The organism is Streptomyces sp. DSM 116793 (assembly GCF_057320905.1).
In genome coordinates this window covers 5,047,525-5,063,038 of the sequence record NZ_CM170494.1, presented here as the reverse complement: position 1 = coordinate 5,063,038, position 15,514 = coordinate 5,047,525, and the positions used below count along the sequence as shown (strand labels likewise).

Here is a 15,514-nt window from a genome sequence, read left to right as displayed (position 1 = left end):
GCCCTTGCGGTCGGGAACAGGCGGCGCCCGGTCACGCACCCGGCACCCACCGAGTGCCGTCCTCATCGCGGACAGGCCGTGGCCTGACGGGCCATCAGCTCACCGTAGCCGCAGCCGACCTCGCAGGCGGATTGACACGCCATGGGTTACTTCGCCCGGATCCGGGGCGTTCCGCTGAACGGACGAACGGACGAACGGACGAACGCGCCGCAGATGGCCGACGGCGAACGCCGGCGTCCGCGGCGGGGGCGCGGCCGGGCCGCCGGGCCCGGTTCGGCCGGGCCCGGTTCGGCCGGGCCCGGCCCGCGCTCAGCCCATCGCCGCCGAGACCTCCGCCGCCCACTGCCACGGCGCGGCGGTGCCGCCCGGCAGGGAGTTGAAGTACTCCCAGCCGGCCACGCCGCCGAAGTCGTACGTGCCGGCGAGGGCGGAGAGGGTCGACTTGAGGGTGGTCATGTCGACGTAGCCGCTGCCGCAGTTCGCGGGATTGGTGAGGGTACCCGCCACCACCTTGTTCGCGGGGATGATGCCGCGGGAGACGATCGCGTCGTAGCCCCTGGTGGTGGAGAGGGAGCCCCAGCCGCAGTAGAACTGGGTGTTGAACCAGCCGATGGAAGCGCCGCGGTCGCGGTAGAGCTGGTCGTAGTCGAAGCCGGAGAGGTTGCCGCCGCCGCTGAGGGCGGTGGCGACCGGGGCGAGCGTCACGATGAAGCCGCTGCCGAAGTCGGCGTGGAGCCGGTCGATCAGGTGCTCGATGGCGCCGAGGGACATGTTCTCCTCGACGTCCAGGTCGAGCCCGTCGAGGTGGTACGTCGTCACGACGTCCTTCAGCCGCGGGTAGTACGTGTCGAAGTCCGACTCCAGCCGCTGGAAGCTGCCCTGGGCCGCGCCGCCGACGAAGCCGAGGGCATGCACGCCCGACGCCTGCATCGCCGCGATGTCCTGCCACATCCGCGTGAAGGAGCTGTCGTCGGGGGTGTGGTCGTTGAGGGTGACATCGTTGTCGTTGATATGGAAGGCGCCGACCAGCAGGTCGGTGACGCCGGTGTTGTGGTCGGTGAGCGCCTTGGGCGAGACATAGGTGCCGTTGCTGTACTGCGTCTGGTAGTAGACGACCACGCGCTTGCTCGTGGCGGCGGTCGCCGGGGAGCCGGCCGCCAGGGCGGCGACGGTGGCCAGCAGTGCGGCCACGCACACCGCCAGCGCGCGTCTGAGTACCGCGCCGGGGGCGGTGGCCGCTGGGGCGGTGGCTCCGGACACGGTGGCCCCGGGGGCGGTGGCCCCGGGAGCCGTGCGGCGGGCTGTGCCTGTCTGGTTCATGACACTTCTCCTCGTCCGTGGGGGGTGACGTCCGCGGTGACGCCTCGGGAGGGGAACCCGGCCCGGGCCGGGTGGTGCTGTGCCGGTCGGCCCGTGCGCCGGGTCGGCAGGGGGCGCTTCGGTTGCCCGGACTATGGCCGAGGGGGGCGGTGGTGTCAACGGTGCCCCGACGTACGCCACCGGCCGGCCGGCGGAGGTCTCCGCCGCCTCCGGACGCCGCCTCCGGACCCGCGGGCGTGGCGGGTTGCCCGAACCCACTGCGAACACCCCGACTACCCCCCGCCACCGGACCACCCGACCAGCCGGCCACCAAACCACCCGATCAGCCGACCACCCCGACCACCCCGACCACTCGACCAGCGATCACCGTCGAACGTCCACCGTCGCCGCCGACCGCCCGGCGCGCCGCTGCCCACGCGCAGTCCTGCACGCGCACGCGCACCCGCGCTCACACCCACACCCACACCCGCACCCACCCCCGTCCCGAGACGTTTCTCTCACTTCGCCCCGTCGCGGCTGACACGTCGCGATCGCGGGTAACCGATTGCATACCCTGACCAAGCCATCCGAGTGATGGCCGAAACCGTATGCACATCGCCACCCGCGATCACGTTCAGGAGCACATCGATGGCCAGCGACGCCGCCCCTCTGAGCCGGCTGCGCGCATGGATGCTGGAGGGCCTGTCCGACATGGCCGGGACCCCGCAGGGGCCGCACGCCGCGCCGGAGCATCCGCACAAGGGCCAGCCGTGGTGGCGGGTGATGTGCCTGACCGGTGTCGACTACTTCTCCACCCTCGGCTACCAGCCGGGCATCGCCGCGCTGGCGGCCGGCCTGCTGTCGCCGATCGCGACGATCGCGCTGGTGATCGTCACCCTCGCGGGTGCGCTGCCGGTGTACCGGCGGGTCGCCGAGGACAGCCCGCACGGGCAGGGCTCGATCGCGATGCTGGAGAAGCTGCTGTCGTTCTGGCAGGGCAAGCTGTTCGTGCTGACGCTGCTCGGCTTCGCCGCGACGGACTTCCTGATCACCATCACCCTCTCGGCCGCGGACGCCGGCACGCACCTGGTGGAGAACCCGCACCTGACGGGGGCGCTGGACGGCAAGCAGATGCTGATCACCCTGCTGCTGATCGCGCTGCTGGGCGCGGTGTTCCTCAAGGGCTTCCTTGAGGCGATCGGTGTCGCGGTCGTCCTGGTGGGCGCCTACCTGCTGCTGAACGTGGTCGTCGTGGTCGCGGGCCTGTGGCAGGTGTTCACCGCGCCGCACGTGGTCACCGACTGGTCCGCGGCGCTCACCGCCGAGCACGGCAGCCCGGCGGCCATGATCGGCGTGTCGCTGATCGTCTTCCCGAAACTCGCGCTCGGCCTGTCCGGGTTCGAGACGGGCGTGGCCGTGATGCCGCACGTCGAGGGTCGTCCCGGGGACACCGAGGCGCGGCCCGCGGGCCGGATCCGGGGCACGAAGAAGCTGCTCACCACGGCCGCCGTGATCATGAGCTGTTTCCTGATCTGCACCAGCTTCATCACCAGCGTGCTGATCCCGGAGGACGCCTTCCAGCCGGGCGGCCAGGCCAACGGCCGTGCGCTCGCCTTCCTGGCGCACCGCTACCTCGGGGGCGGCTTCGGCACCGTCTACGACGTCTCCACCATCGCGATCCTCTGGTTCGCGGGCGCCTCCGCGATGGCGGGGCTGCTCAACCTGATGCCGCGGTACCTGCCCCGGTACGGCATGGCGCCGCACTGGGCACGGGCGGTGCGGCCCATGGTGCTGGTCTTCACGCTGATCGCGTTCCTGGTCACCTGGATCTTCGACGCCAGCGTGGACAAGCAGGGCGGCGCGTACGCCACCGGGGTGCTCGTACTGATCAGCTCCGCCGCCATCGCGGTGACCATCGCCGCCCGCAAGGCCGGGCAGCGCGGCTGGACCATCGGCTTCGGGATCATCTCCGCCGTCTTCCTCTACACCACGGTGGACAACGTCATCGAGCGCCCCGACGGCGTGAAGATCGGCGGCTGTTTCATCGCCGGGATCATCCTGGTGTCGCTGCTGTCCCGGCTGGCCCGCTCGTTCGAGCTGCGGGTCACCCACGTCGAACTGGACGACCTCGCCCAGCGCTTCGTGCGCGACGTCTCGCACCGCCGGAGCCGCTTCATCGCCAACGAGCCGGACCGCCGCGACGTCGCCGAGTACCGCGACAAGCTGGAGCAGATCCGGCAGGACAACGACCTGCCCGCGCAGGAGGACTTCATCTTCGTGGAGGTCTCGATCGCGGACCCGTCGGAGTTCGAGGCCGACCTGAGCGTGCACGGCGAGGTCCTGCACGAGCGCTTCCGGGTGCTGACGCTGCAGAGCGCCTCCGTGCCCAACGCGCTGGCGGCGCTGATGCTGCACGTGAGGGACACCACGGGGGTGCTGCCGCACATCTACTTCGAGTGGACCGAGGGCAGCCCGTTCGCCAACTTCCTCCGTTTCTTCCTCTTCGGCCAGGGAGAGGTCGCCCCGGTCACCCGCGAGGTGCTCCGGGAGGCGGAACCGGACCGGGCGCGCCGGCCGCGGGTGCACGTCGGCTGACGTCCCCGTCGTTCAATGAGACGTCCCCGTCGTCCGACGGTGGGACGTCAGCGGGCATTGATCGACACGGACGCCGGGAGTGCCGGACGACGGGGACGGTGAGGGCAGATGACCCGGGCGCACGAGGAGACCCCCGCCCCGCGCATCCGCTGGACGCGGCCGAACCTGCGCTACCAGTGGGAGAAGGACCGCGCCCGGTGGCCCGAGGAGCGCCGGGCGTCGACCGGGGTCACGGAGCACGACACCGGGCTCTCCCCCGCCGACCTGGTCTTCCACGCCGCGTACCGGGAGGTCCCCGCGGACCGCGCGCTCGCCGGGGCGTTCGGGGTGCCGGAGGGGACGGTGCTGGTGGAGCGCACCTACCGCACCCGCCCGGCGGCCGAGCGCGCCCCGCTCTCGCTGGTCACCTCCCGGCTGGTGCGGCACATGGTCGCCGCCAACCCCGATCTGCTCACCGCCGCGCGGGAGCCCTGGCCCGGCGGCACCCCGCACCAGCTCGCCACGGTTGGCATCGAGGTGGACCGTGTGGAGGACCGCGTCACCGCCCGCGCCCCCAGCCCCGAGGAGGCCCGGGAGCTTGACCTGCCGCCCGGCACCCCGGTGCTGCTGCTGCGGAAGACGTCGTTCGACACGGCGGGACGGGTGGTGGAGGTCTCCGACGTCACGCTGCCCGCGGACCGTACGGAACTGGCCTTCACGACCCCTCTGCGACGGTGGTGACCTGGCCCCGGCTCCCGGCTCCCGGCTCCCGCGGCAGCCCCCGCGCCGCACCCGAACCCGAACCCGAACCGGCATGCGCCCTTCCGCCCCCGCGGGTCTAAGGTCGGAGCCTGAAGGTCCAGGGGGAAGGGGCAGGCCGGGATGGCTCAGGACGACGCCGTGGTCGGCTGTACCGGGATTCTGGTCATCGGCACGCGCGGCACCGCCGGCCCGGGCGAGGTGCTCGTGCGGGTGCGCGGTGGCTCCGAGACCTTCCTCGCCTGGTCCGAAGAGCCCCTCCCGCGAGGGGCGACCGTGCTCGTGATCGAGTCCCGTGGCACCCGCCAGGTGGACGTCATCGAGTGGACGGATCCATTGGACGCCGCCGTCCTGGACGCCGGTGGCGTGGGCTGAGGAGATGAAGGATGTTCGGTTACCGCGTTCCCGCCCCTGACCAGGCGATGCTGATCTCCGGAGGCAGGCGTGGGCTGGGTGGCGCGCCGTTCCGGGTGGTGACCGGCCACGGTAAGTTCGTCCTGCCGGTCTTCCGCAAGACGCGCTTTCTGACCCTGGCGATGTGCGAGGCCGAGGTCGAGGAGAAGTGCGTCACCAAGCAGGGCATCACGCTGACGGTCCGCGCCGTGATCGCCTTCAAGGTCGGCAACGACCACGAGAGCATCGTCAACGCCGGCCAGCGGTTCCTCTCGGACCAGGACCAGATGGCGATCCTCACCGGCCGGATCTTCGCCGGCCACCTGCGCGCCATCATCGGCTCGATGACGGTCGAGGAGATCGTGACGGAGCGCCAGAAGCTGGCGACCGAGGTCCTGGAGACCTCGAAGACGGAGATGGCGAAGATCGGCCTGATCGTCGACTCGCTCCAGATCCAGTCCATCGACGACGGTGACACCGGCTACATCGAGGCGATGTCCGCGCCGCACAAGGCCGCCATCCGCCGCCAGGCGCAGATCGCGCAGGCGCAGGCCACCCAGGCAGCCGCCGAGGCCGAGCAGGAGGCGGCGCGGCGGCAGGCGGAGTACGCCCGCCAGACCGCCGTCGTCCAGGCGCAGTACAACGCCGAGGTGGACCGGGCCCAGGCGGAGGCCGCCCAGGCCGGGCCGCTCGCTCAGGCGCACGCGCAGCAGGAGGTGCTGGCCGCGCAGACCGAGCTGGCGGAGCGCAGGGCGGAGCTGCGCCAGAAGGAGCTGGTCGCGGAGGTGGTCAAGCCCGCGGAGGCGGAGGCCGAGCGGATCAGGCTGCTGGCGAGGGCCGAGGCGGAGCGGATGAAGATCCAGGCGGAGGCCGCGGCGTCGTACGACCGGGTGGCCCTGGACCGGATGCTGATCGACCAGCTCCCGCAGATCGTCAAGGAGGCCTCCGGCGGCCTGGCCGGCGCCAACGTCAACGTCCTCAACGGCACGGACGGGCTCGGTCAGATCGCGGCGGGTCTGGTCGGCCAGGGGCTGACGATCCTTGACTCGGTCAAGCAGAACCTCGGTGCCGGCCCGGCCGGCGGCGCCCCTTCGGGGGGTGGGCGCACGGGGGCGGACGGCACTCCGATCGGCATCGAGTAGCCACGGCGGCGGCCCGGAAGGGGCGCGGGGGAACCGCGCGCGCAACCACCCACCGCGCCGGCGGCCCGGACCCACCGGGCCGCCGGCCCGGACACCACCGAAACAGCCCCCTTCGGACGGTGACGACCCGCAGGTCTCGTCGTGGCCGGTCGCTCCCCCACTGCATGAAGGGCGTGGGAGGTACCGCCAGTTCCCCGCGCCCCCAGGTGGGCCGGGCCCACCCGGCAGCCGACGGCGCGCCCTTCCGGGGTGCCGGAGCCGTCAGGCTCAGTAGCCGCCTCCGCCGGTGCCGGTGGTGGTGCCGGTCGGGCTGGGGCTGGGCGAGGCCGCCTTGGTGATCTGCCGTCCCGCCGGGTTCAGCGCCCACCACTTCGCGCCGAACTGGTTGAGCCCCTGCCCCATGGTCTCGCCCGGCTTCTTGTCGCCGGCGAAGTAGTACACCGGGTGGCCGTTGACGGTGACCTGGGTGCTGCCGTCAGAGCGGCGGCTGGTGCCCAGCCGTACGCCGGACGCGACCCCGTTGCCGGCCTTTGGCTGGCCGTGCGTGGTCACCGGCGGCCAGGCGGCCGCACAGGCCCCGGTGCACGTCGACTTGGTCGTGGTGTCGGCCAGGAAGACGTAGATCGTGCGGTTCCTGGCCCCCACCATGATTTTTCCGAGACCGGAGTTGCGGACCGACACCGTGGCGGGGCCCTGCCGCTTCGCGGCGGGCTCGGCGGACTCACTCGCGGCGGCCCCTGCCGGAGTCTCGGCCTGCGCCGCGCTCTGTTCGGCTTGCGACACCGTCGAGGACGACTTGTCGCTGCCGGCTGAACATCCCGTGGTGACGGCGGTGGCAAGGCTGGCGGCGGCGAGCAGCGCGGCACCGGCCGCCCGTTCGGCCACCCAGGTCGTGCGTTTCATACGGACCCCTCGTAGTTGGCAAGGCGTCGTCGGTGACGCTGTTTCCACTACGGATCAGCCCCGCTGTCCCGGCAATCCGGGTGACCCATTGGGGCTACGCAAACGGGGGTACGGGGCGGGAACGGGCCCGGGGCGGCCGCGTGGACCGGGTGGGGACGGCGGGGCGGCCAGGGAAGGACCGGGCGGGGTGGCCGAGCGACCGAGCGGGCCGCGGGGCCGCCCTGCGCACCCGACGGCGCGCAGGGCGGGGAATTGCTTTCACGCAGAGGACGTTGGACATCATTGCGCCGGCAGAACACCGCCGTGCGCGGCGCACTGAACCACCACCCGTAGGCCGACGCCCCGCGGGCGCCGCCCACTCCTCACAGGAGGACGCCGAACGTGTCAGCTCAGCTCTCGGACGCGCTGAAGAAGTACCTCGACGACGAGAAGGTCTTCGCGACCGTCGCCACGGTCCAGCCCGACGGCCGCCCGCACCTGACCGTCGTCTGGATCAAGCGCGAGGGCGACGACCTGCTCTTCTCCACGACAGTGGACCGACGGCAGGGCAAGAACGCCGCCCGTGACCCGCGCGTCACCGTCCTGATCAGCCCGCCCGAGGACCCGTACAAGTACGCGGAGGTGCGCGGCACCGCCACGGTCACCCCCGACCCCGAGAAGCGGCTGCCCGACGAGCTGTCGCGCAAGTACACGGGCCAGGACTACAGGACGTTCAACCCGTCCTCCGTGGACGACGGCGACCGCGTCATCGTCCGCGTGACACCCGAAAAGGTGACGGGCAGGTTCTGACGACGGGAAGGTGACGGGCCCGCCTCCGACGGCGGGCCGGGTCGGCCCGTCACCGGGTCGACCCGCACCGGGGCCGGCGCACGCTGCGCCGGCCACACACTCACGGCACCCATTTGCGCCGATTCGCCTCCCGGACCCTGGCCCGCAGCACCTCGCCCGGCTCCGCGGTGTGCACCTCGGCGGGCGGACAGTTCCACCTCCGCCCGCCGCCCGGCGGACGCAACTGCACGCAACCGCCCTCGTAGCCCATCACCTCCCCTACTCTGCCGTCCCGCCCGTCCCGCACGTACGAGCCGATCGCCGGCCGCCGCTCCCCCGCCCTGGCCCCCTTGCCGCTCATCGCCCCGCCTCGCTGAGCACGGCGACCAGGCGCCGGGCCGTGTCCATGTTGCAGCGGCCCAACTCCACCAGCGGGTACGGCTCTTCGCTCGCCGCGGTCAGCGGGTCGATGCGCAGCGACGGCAGCACCACCCCGCGCGCCGCCAGCGCGCCGCGCAACCGGGTCACCACGTCCTCCACGGCCTGGATCCCCTCGACCGACTTGGCCACCATGATCCTCCAACCTCCACGCTGAGTGCCTGCCTTCTCCACACAGAGTGGCGGATGAAGGGCTGCCGTGACCACTGTCGGTGAACAACACCACCCTCTGTGGCAGAGTTTGGGAGGTGGTTCGCCTCACAAGGGACCGGTGCGCGGAACGCCGAGGGCGGCACCCCCCCTGGATGAGGGGTGCCGCCCTGGTGGTGCGCGGAGGACTCTGAGCCGTGGCTCAGAAGTCCATGTCGCCGCCCGGCATACCGCCCGGCGCGCCCGCCCCGGCGGCGGCCTTCTCGGGCTTGTCGGCGACGACGGCCTCCGTGGTGAGGAAGAGGCCGGCGATCGACGCGGCGTTCTGCAGCGCGGAACGCGTCACCTTCGCCGGGTCGATGATGCCCTCGGCGACCAGGTCCACGTACTCACCGGTCGCGGCGTTCAGACCGTGGCCCGGAGTGAGGTTGCGGACCTTCTCCACCACGACGCCGCCCTCGAGGCCGGCGTTCACGGCGATCTGCTTGAGCGGGGCCTCCAGGGCCAGCTTCACGGCCTGGGCACCGGTCGCCTCGTCGCCGTCCAGCTCCAGCTTCTCGAAGACCGACGCGGCCTGCAGCAGGGCCACGCCACCACCGGCGACGATGCCCTCCTCGACGGCGGCCTTGGCGTTGCGGACGGCGTCCTCGATGCGGTGCTTGCGCTCCTTGAGCTCGACCTCGGTCGCGGCACCGGCCTTGATGACGGCCACGCCGCCGGCCAGCTTCGCCAGGCGCTCCTGGAGCTTCTCGCGGTCGTAGTCCGAGTCGGAGCTCTCGATCTCGGCGCGGATCTGGTTGACCCGGCCCTGCACCTGCTCGCTGGAGCCGTTGCCGTCGACGATGGTGGTCTCGTCCTTGGTGATGACGACCTTGCGGGCGCTGCCGAGCAGGTCCAGGGTCGCGTTCTCCAGCTTGAGGCCGACCTCCTCGGAGATGACCTCGCCACCGGTGAGGATGGCGATGTCGCCGAGCATGGCCTTGCGGCGGTCGCCGAAGCCCGGGGCCTTGACGGCGACGGACTTGAAGGTGCCGCGGATCTTGTTGACCACCAGGGTCGACAGGGCCTCGCCCTCGACGTCCTCGGCGATGATCAGCAGCGGCTTGCCCGACTGCATGACCTTCTCCAGCAGCGGAAGGAGGTCCTTCACGTTGCTGATCTTGGAGTTGGCGATCAGGATGTACGGGTCGTCGAGGACGGCCTCCATACGCTCCATGTCGGTGGCGAAGTACGCCGAGATGTAGCCCTTGTCGAAGCGCATGCCCTCGGTGAGCTCCAGCTCGAGACCGAAGGTCTGCGACTCCTCGACGGTGATGACGCCTTCCTTGCCGACCTTGTCCATGGCCTCGGCGATCAGCTCGCCGATCTGGACGTCGGCGGCGGAGATGGAGGCGGTGGAGGCGATCTGCTCCTTGGTCTCCACGTCCTTCGCCTGCTCGAGCAGGGCGGCGGAGACGGCCTCGACGGCCTTCTCGATGCCGCGCTTCAGCGCCATCGGGTTGGCGCCGGCGGCGACGTTCCGCAGGCCCTCCCTGACCAGCGCCTGGGCGAGGACGGTCGCCGTCGTCGTACCGTCACCGGCGACGTCGTCCGTCTTCTTGGCGACCTCCTTGACGAGCTCGGCGCCGATCTTCTCGTAGGAGTCCTCGAGCTCGATCTCCTTGGCGATGGACACGCCATCGTTGGTGATCGTGGGGGCGCCCCACTTCTTCTCCAGCACGACGTTGCGACCCTTGGGGCCGAGCGTCACCTTGACGGCGTCGGCGAGCTGGTTCATGCCGCGCTCAAGGCCGCGCCGTGCCTCCTCGTCGAACGCGATGATCTTGGCCATGTGAAGTGGTCCTCCCGGACAACAGAGGTCTCCCCATGCCCTGTGAGAGCGTGGGGCGGATTGCTCCGGACCGCGCTGGCGCCCGCGACGGACGGCCTGCCTGCCCCCGTGGTTCCTTGCCCCACGGCGCCTGCGGACCTCACCGACCCGGTCCTTCTTTTGTCACTCTCACCTTCGGAGTGCTAACGCCAATGATTAGCACTCTCCCCACCCGAGTGCAAGGTTGGCCCGTCACGACCGCCCGGTCGAGCGGCCCGGTTCGGCCGCCCGGTACGCGGTGGGCCGGGCGGCCCCGGCCCGGTGCCCCCCGTGCCCGGGTGCGCATGGCGAAGGGTCAGCCCCGGCGCGCACGGCGACGGGTCGGTGCCGGGTGCGCATGGCGAAGGGCCCGCGCCCCGGGTGGGGTGCGGGCCCTTCGGAAAGACGTCGCTGCAGTCAGTCGGCGCGTCAGCCGGCTACACGGACCATGTCCGCCTGCGGCCCCTTCTGGCCCTGCGAGATCTCGAACTCGACTCGCTGGCCCTCCTCCAGGGTGCGGTAGCCGTCCATCTGGATCGCGCTGTAGTGGACGAAAACATCCGCACCACCGTCGACCGCGATGAAGCCGTAGCCCTTCTCCGCGTTGAACCACTTGACGGTGCCCTGAGCCATGCCTAACTCCCCTATTACTGGCCCTTGCGCAGGACCGCACTTCGCGGACCCGGGTCAGACCTCACGCCCCAACCGTTGGGGGTGTGCGCCGGAACGCGTCGACCGCGGCTGAATGTATCTGTCCAACTGCCGTCTGCAACAGGTCAAGCGGACGAGAAATCTGGGCAGCGCATATCGTAAATAACCGGGGAATTGAGAAGAATTCAGGGCAATTCGGGCCGGGCAAATGCCGTGAAGGGCTGAAAAGAGCCCAGCACTTTGGCTATTTCTCGACGGCAGTCGGCTGCACTTCGCCCCTGCCCGCGTAAGGAGTGAGCGGGCGCGTTCCCCAACTCTACCGCCTTCAATCCTGCTGAATTGCCCCCTCCGCTTCTCCGAGGAGGGGGCAATGAGAGGGACGGTGCGCGTCGGCGGACGGTTCCCGGGCCGGGCGGGGGGCGCGGGCACGGAGGGCGCGGACGCGGGGGCACGGACTCGGGGACGCGAGCGGGGGCGGGAGCGGGGGCGGGAGGCCCGGCGAGGGGGACACGGGGTCCGCGGGGGAGGGGGGACACAGGGGCCGCGAGGGGATGCGGGGGTCCGCGAGGGGGACGCGGGGCGAGGAGGACGCAGGGTCCCGCGGGGAGGCCCGGGTGAGCGGTGCGGGCGGGCAGGCCGGGCGAGCGGCCTGCCCAGGGCGGACAGGCCGGATGAGCAACCCGGACAGACAGGCCGGGCGAGCGGCCGGGGCGGACAGGCCGGGCGAGCGGCCGGGGCGGACAGGCCGGGCGAGCGGCCCGGCCTGCCGTCGTCCTGTCCTGCTCAGCAGCCGCCCGCGACCGCCGGGATGATCGAGACGCCCGCGCCGTCCGGGGTCGCCGTCTCCAGGCCCTGCTCGAAGCGGACGTCGTCGTCGTTGACGTAGACGTTCACGAAGCGGCGCAGCTTGCCCTGGTCGTCCAGGACGCGGGCGGCGATCCCGGCGTGCCGGGTCTCCAGGTCGGCGATGACCTCGCCGAGGGTGGCGCCCTCGGCGGAGACCTCGGCCTGGCCGTCGGTGTACGTGCGGAGGATGGTCGGGATGCGGACGTTGACGCTCATGTTCAGGCCTTCCTGGTCCTGGGCGTACGGGTGGTCTGGGGCGGGCGGCGCCGGGTGCGGGCGGCGGCGGGGCGGGCGGCCGAGGCGGCTCGCCCGGCCGGGCGGGTGGTGACTCAGCCGGCCAGTCCCGCCGCTCGGAACGCGTCCAGGCTCGGACGGATCGTGGCCGTGGGGCCGGTGGTCGGGGCGACGGCGTCCAGCGTCTTGAGGCCGTCGCCCGTGTTCAGCACCACGGTGGTCAGCGTCGGGTCGAGCAGACCGGCGTCGACGAGCTTCTTCGTGACGCCGACGGTGACGCCCCCCGCGGTCTCGGTGAAGATACCCTCGGTGCGCGCGAGGAGCTTGATGGCGTCGACGATCTCGGCGTCGGTCACGTCCTCCACCGCCCCGCCGGTGCGGCGCGCGATGTCCAGGACGTAGGGGCCGTCGGCGGGGTTGCCGATGGCGAGGGACTTGGCGATGGTCTCGGGCCGCTGGGGGCGCACCACGTCGTGGCCCGCCTTGTAGGCGGTCGACACCGGCGAGCAGCCCTCGGCCTGCGCCCCGAAGATCTTGTACGGCTTCTCCTCGACGAGGCCGAGCTTGATCAGCTCTTGGAGGCCCTTGTCGACCTTGGTGAGCTGCGACCCCGAGGCGATCGGGATCACCAGCTGGTCGGGCAGCCGCCAGCCGAGCTGCTCGCAGATCTCGTACGCGAGCGTCTTGGAGCCCTCGCCGTAGTACGGGCGCAGATTGACGTTGACGAAGCCCCAGCCCTCGCCCAGCGGGTCGCCGATCAGCTCGGAGCAGAAGCGGTTGACGTCGTCGTAGGTGCCCTCGATGCCGACCAGGTCGCCGCCGTAGACCGCGGCCATGACGACCTTGCCCTGCTCCAGGTCGTGCGGGATGAAGACGCAGGAGCGGAAGCCGGCGCGGGCGGCGGCGGCGCCGACGGCGCCCGCCAGGTTCCCGGTGGAGGAGCACGACAGGGTGGTGAAGCCGAAGGCGCGGGCCGCCTCCACGGCCTGGGCGACGACGCGGTCCTTGAAGGAGTGCGTCGGGTTGCCGGAGTCGTCCTTCACGTACAGGCCGCCGGTGATGCCCAGCTCGGCGGCGAGCCGGTCGGCCTGGACGAGCTTGGTCCAGCCCGGGTTCAGGTTCGGCTTCTCGGCCACGTCGGCCGGGACGGGCAGCAGCGGCGCGTAGCGCCAGAGGTTGGTGGGGCCGGACTCGATCTTCCGGCGCAGCGCCTCGGGGTCGCCGAGGGGGAGGTCGTAGGCGACCTCCAGCGGGCCGAAACAGCTGGCGCAGGCGAAGATCGGGCCGAGCGGGAAGCGCTCGCCGCACTCGCGGCAGGAGAGGGCGGCGGCGGGGCCGAGATCCACGGTGCCGGGCTTTTCGCCGGGGGCGGTGGCGGGGGTTACGGTGCCAGTGGTGCCGGTGTTGCCAGTGGCGTCGGCGGTGCCGGTGGTTCGGTCGGAGGCAACAGACTGCGCAGCCATGATGGCGAGGCCCTTTCTCCTCATCTTCCTCGCGACGCGTCTCGCCGCGAGACGGAATTGGCACCTTCCCTAGTCGGGGCCTCGCCGCCGCCTGGGCGGCGGGCGGACTGCCGCGTGCGCGGCATGGCCGACTGGAGGGTTGCCGGGGCTTCAACGGGCCGTATCCCTCTGCCCCTCTGGATGAGCGGTATGGCACGGAGGCCGGTGGCGGCTCCGGTGCGTTTGTCGTCGGACGGACCCGGCATGCGGGGGCCGTCCGCGTTGTTCAAGACTGTAACCGACGTCCGGGATAGTTGAGATAGTCGTCCGAACCGCGAGATGGATCACATGGCTCCGGATCGCCCCCCGCCCGGAGGTCACGGAGGGCACGGTTCCGGTCCGGTTCCGGTCCGGCGGTCCGGTTCGTCGGTCCAGTTCGGTCCGGTTCCGGTCCGGCGGTTCCCCGGTCCGGCGGTCGTGTTCCGGTCCGGTTCCGGTCCGGTGGTTCCGGTCCTGGTTTCGGTCCGGCGGTCCGTTCCTGGTTTCGGTCCCGGTTCGTTCTGGGGTCACGGGCCGGGTGTCGATCCCGGGTCGCCGTACCGGCCGGTGTGGGGAAGTGGGCGACGCGAGGGAGCGAAGGGGACGTCAACCGTGCTGGAAGAGGTCGAGCGCTGGCTGGGCCGGCGCTCGTGGTCGGTGGCCGACCGGCCGCGGCAGCAGCTCGCCGCCGCGAAGCGCGCCACCGGCGCGACGGTCAGCGTCGTGCTGCCCGCGCTCGACGAGGAGGAGACGGTCGGCGAGATCGTTTCCGTGATCCGGCGCGAGCTGATGGGGGTGCCCGGAGGCGAGCGTGGGACGCCGGGCGCGGGCGAGCGTGGGGCTTCGGCGGGGGGCGAGCCTGCGGATGCGGGCGGGGCGGTGGTGCCGCTGGTCGACGAGGTGGTGGTGGTCGACTCCGGATCCACGGACCGTACGGCCGAGGTGGCCGCCGCGGCCGGTGCGCGGGTGGTGCAGCGCGACGACGTGCTGCCGCGGATTCCGGCGCTGCCCGGCAAGGGCGAGGTGCTGTGGCGCTCGCTGCTGGTGACCGGCGGTGACATCGTCTGCTTCGTCGACGCGGACCTGCGGGAGTTCTCGGCGGACTTTGTGACGGGGATCATCGGGCCGCTGCTCACCGAGCCCGACGTGCACCTGGTGAAGGCCATGTACGACCGGCCGCTGGGCGGGCAGCCCGGGGAGGGCGGGCGGGTCACGGAGCTGATGGCCAGGCCGCTGCTGAACCTCCACTGGCCGCGGCTGGCCGGATTCGTCCAGCCGCTGGGCGGTGAGTACGCGGCCCGTAGGTCGCTGCTGGAGCGGCTGCCGTTTCCCGTGGGGTACGGGGTGGAGCTGGGGTTGCTGGTTGACGCGCTGCACGCCGTGGGGCTCGACGGGCTGGCGCAGGTGGACGTGGGCGTGCGCAGGCATCGGCATCAGGACGGGCGGGCGCTCGGGCGGATGGCGGCGGCGATCTACCGGACGGCGCAGGTGCGGCTTGCGCGGGGGCAGGTGGGGGCGGCGTCGCTGGTGCGGCCTGTGCTGACGCAGTTCGAGCGGACGGAGGGGGGGTTTGAGCCGCGGTCGTATGCGGTGGATGCGGAGGAGCGGCCGCCGATGAGCGGGATCCCCGAGTATGTGGGGCGACGCGTGGCTTAGGGCACGGTCTCAGGCTCGTGGTTCCGGCTCGTGGCCCGGGGCGCTGCCTTGTGCTTCGTGATGGTGCCCGGGGCTGTGGCGTGTGCGGGTTTCGTCGGGGCCGGTGCGCCTCCTGTTTCGTTGTGGGGCGGGGCCGCGGGGGGATATCCGTCCTCGGTCCGGCGCCCTCCGCCCACTGGAGGCTTCTCTGGTCGTGGCGCCGGCCACTGCGGGCGGACATCCCCCCACGTCCCCTCACGCCTCGTCGGCGACTGCGGCCCGGTGGGACCGCACCTTCCCACCTCGTGCCCGCACCAACCAGGGGAAGGCGGGGGGGAGCAAGCGCCCCGACCAGCCCGCGGCGCCGAGCCGGGTGGTGTTGGTCCGGGTTG

General features: G+C 71.9%; 14 protein-coding genes and 1 riboswitch. Of the genes, 6 read left to right on the top strand and 8 right to left on the bottom strand.

Going from position 1 to position 15,514, the window contains the following annotated elements; translation table 11 throughout:
- Positions 1 to 309 precede the first annotated feature (309 nt).
- Positions 310 to 1,320, bottom strand: coding sequence for a glycoside hydrolase family 18 protein (locus ACSMXW_RS19655; protein WP_485798021.1), 1,011 nt, complete (start codon positions 1,318 to 1,320; stop codon positions 310 to 312).
- A gap of 627 nt (positions 1,321 to 1,947) precedes the next feature.
- On the opposite strand from ACSMXW_RS19655, the gene ACSMXW_RS19650 reads away from it, so the two are divergent.
- From ACSMXW_RS19650 to ACSMXW_RS19635, 4 genes are all read left to right on the top strand, one after another.
- On the top strand, positions 1,948 to 3,894 hold the full coding sequence (locus tag ACSMXW_RS19650) for an APC family permease (protein ID WP_485798020.1): 1,947 nt from the start codon (positions 1,948 to 1,950) through the stop codon (positions 3,892 to 3,894).
- A 108-nt stretch (positions 3,895 to 4,002) separates the two neighbouring features.
- A complete protein-coding gene (locus tag ACSMXW_RS19645; protein WP_485798019.1) occupies positions 4,003 to 4,614 on the top strand; it encodes a UTRA domain-containing protein in 612 nt (203 codons plus the stop codon).
- Positions 4,615 to 4,755: 141 nt separating this feature from the next.
- Entirely contained in the window at positions 4,756 to 5,007 is a 252-nt protein-coding gene (locus tag ACSMXW_RS19640) for a hypothetical protein (RefSeq protein ID WP_485798018.1), read from the top strand.
- 11 nt (positions 5,008 to 5,018) lie between these two features.
- Positions 5,019 to 6,167, top strand: a complete 1,149-nt coding sequence (locus ACSMXW_RS19635; protein WP_485798017.1) for an SPFH domain-containing protein — start codon at positions 5,019 to 5,021, stop codon at positions 6,165 to 6,167.
- A 267-nt stretch (positions 6,168 to 6,434) separates the two neighbouring features.
- Here the strand turns inward: ACSMXW_RS19635 and ACSMXW_RS19630 are convergent, their stop codons facing one another.
- Entirely contained in the window at positions 6,435 to 7,070 is a 636-nt protein-coding gene (locus ACSMXW_RS19630; protein ID WP_485798016.1) for a COG4315 family predicted lipoprotein, read from the bottom strand.
- A gap of 381 nt (positions 7,071 to 7,451) precedes the next feature.
- Here ACSMXW_RS19630 and ACSMXW_RS19625 point away from each other — a divergent pair, with 381 nt between their 5' ends.
- Complete coding sequence (locus tag ACSMXW_RS19625; protein ID WP_485798015.1) at positions 7,452 to 7,859, top strand: PPOX class F420-dependent oxidoreductase; 408 nt, start codon at positions 7,452 to 7,454, stop codon at positions 7,857 to 7,859.
- Between the two features lie 100 nt (positions 7,860 to 7,959).
- On the opposite strand, the gene ACSMXW_RS19620 is transcribed toward ACSMXW_RS19625, so the two are convergent.
- The 6 genes from ACSMXW_RS19620 to thrC all read right to left on the bottom strand — a co-directional run bounded on the left by ACSMXW_RS19620 (position 7,960) and on the right by thrC (position 13,493).
- Entirely contained in the window at positions 7,960 to 8,199 is a 240-nt protein-coding gene (locus ACSMXW_RS19620; protein WP_485798014.1) for a hypothetical protein, read from the bottom strand.
- Entirely contained in the window at positions 8,196 to 8,411 is a 216-nt protein-coding gene (locus ACSMXW_RS19615) for a hypothetical protein (protein WP_485798013.1), read from the bottom strand. Before ACSMXW_RS19615 ends, ACSMXW_RS19620 begins: the two co-directional genes overlap by 4 nt.
- A 217-nt stretch (positions 8,412 to 8,628) precedes the next feature.
- Positions 8,629 to 10,257, bottom strand: a complete 1,629-nt coding sequence (gene groL / locus ACSMXW_RS19610) for a chaperonin GroEL (RefSeq protein WP_485798012.1) — start codon at positions 10,255 to 10,257, stop codon at positions 8,629 to 8,631.
- Positions 10,258 to 10,704: 447 nt separating this feature from the next.
- Positions 10,705 to 10,908, bottom strand: coding sequence for a cold-shock protein (locus ACSMXW_RS19605; protein ID WP_003986833.1), 204 nt, complete (start codon positions 10,906 to 10,908; stop codon positions 10,705 to 10,707).
- An 801-nt stretch (positions 10,909 to 11,709) separates the two neighbouring features.
- Positions 11,710 to 11,988 (bottom strand): MoaD/ThiS family protein, encoded by a 279-nt coding sequence (locus ACSMXW_RS19600; protein ID WP_485798011.1) that lies wholly within the window; start codon positions 11,986 to 11,988, stop codon positions 11,710 to 11,712.
- A 113-nt stretch (positions 11,989 to 12,101) separates the two neighbouring features.
- The gene (thrC, locus tag ACSMXW_RS19595) at positions 12,102 to 13,493 is read right to left on the bottom strand and encodes a threonine synthase (protein ID WP_485798010.1); all 1,392 of its coding nucleotides are present in this window, start codon (positions 13,491 to 13,493) and stop codon (positions 12,102 to 12,104) included.
- Positions 13,487 to 13,656, bottom strand: a riboswitch (SAM riboswitch). (Overlaps the previous gene by 7 nt.)
- Before the next feature lie 443 nt (positions 13,657 to 14,099).
- Between thrC and ACSMXW_RS19590 the strand changes: the two genes are divergently transcribed.
- Positions 14,100 to 15,143 carry a glucosyl-3-phosphoglycerate synthase gene (locus tag ACSMXW_RS19590; RefSeq protein WP_485798009.1) on the top strand — a complete coding sequence of 348 codons (1,044 nt, stop codon included), beginning with the start codon at positions 14,100 to 14,102 and terminating at the stop codon, positions 15,141 to 15,143.
- Positions 15,144 to 15,514: the final 371 nt, after the last annotated feature.

What these genes read in the sequence shown, in the direction of transcription:
- ACSMXW_RS19600 (WP_485798011.1), bottom strand. Translation starts at nt 11,988, where the DNA reads ATGAGCGTCAACGTCCGCATCCCGACCATCCTCCGCACGTACACCGAC.
- ACSMXW_RS19645 (WP_485798019.1), top strand. Translation starts at nt 4,003, where the DNA reads ATGACCCGGGCGCACGAGGAGACCCCCGCCCCGCGCATCCGCTGGACG.
- ACSMXW_RS19615 (WP_485798013.1), bottom strand. Translation starts at nt 8,411, where the DNA reads ATGGTGGCCAAGTCGGTCGAGGGGATCCAGGCCGTGGAGGACGTGGTG.
- ACSMXW_RS19630 (WP_485798016.1), bottom strand. Translation starts at nt 7,070, where the DNA reads ATGAAACGCACGACCTGGGTGGCCGAACGGGCGGCCGGTGCCGCGCTG.
- thrC (WP_485798010.1), bottom strand. Translation starts at nt 13,493, where the DNA reads ATGAGGAGAAAGGGCCTCGCCATCATGGCTGCGCAGTCTGTTGCCTCC.
- ACSMXW_RS19655 (WP_485798021.1), bottom strand. Translation starts at nt 1,320, where the DNA reads ATGAACCAGACAGGCACAGCCCGCCGCACGGCTCCCGGGGCCACCGCC.
- ACSMXW_RS19605 (WP_003986833.1), bottom strand. Translation starts at nt 10,908, where the DNA reads ATGGCTCAGGGCACCGTCAAGTGGTTCAACGCGGAGAAGGGCTACGGC.
- ACSMXW_RS19650 (WP_485798020.1), top strand. Translation starts at nt 1,948, where the DNA reads ATGGCCAGCGACGCCGCCCCTCTGAGCCGGCTGCGCGCATGGATGCTG.
- ACSMXW_RS19635 (WP_485798017.1), top strand. Translation starts at nt 5,019, where the DNA reads ATGTTCGGTTACCGCGTTCCCGCCCCTGACCAGGCGATGCTGATCTCC.
- ACSMXW_RS19640 (WP_485798018.1), top strand. Translation starts at nt 4,756, where the DNA reads ATGGCTCAGGACGACGCCGTGGTCGGCTGTACCGGGATTCTGGTCATC.
- ACSMXW_RS19620 (WP_485798014.1), bottom strand. Translation starts at nt 8,199, where the DNA reads ATGAGCGGCAAGGGGGCCAGGGCGGGGGAGCGGCGGCCGGCGATCGGC.
- groL (WP_485798012.1), bottom strand. Translation starts at nt 10,257, where the DNA reads ATGGCCAAGATCATCGCGTTCGACGAGGAGGCACGGCGCGGCCTTGAG.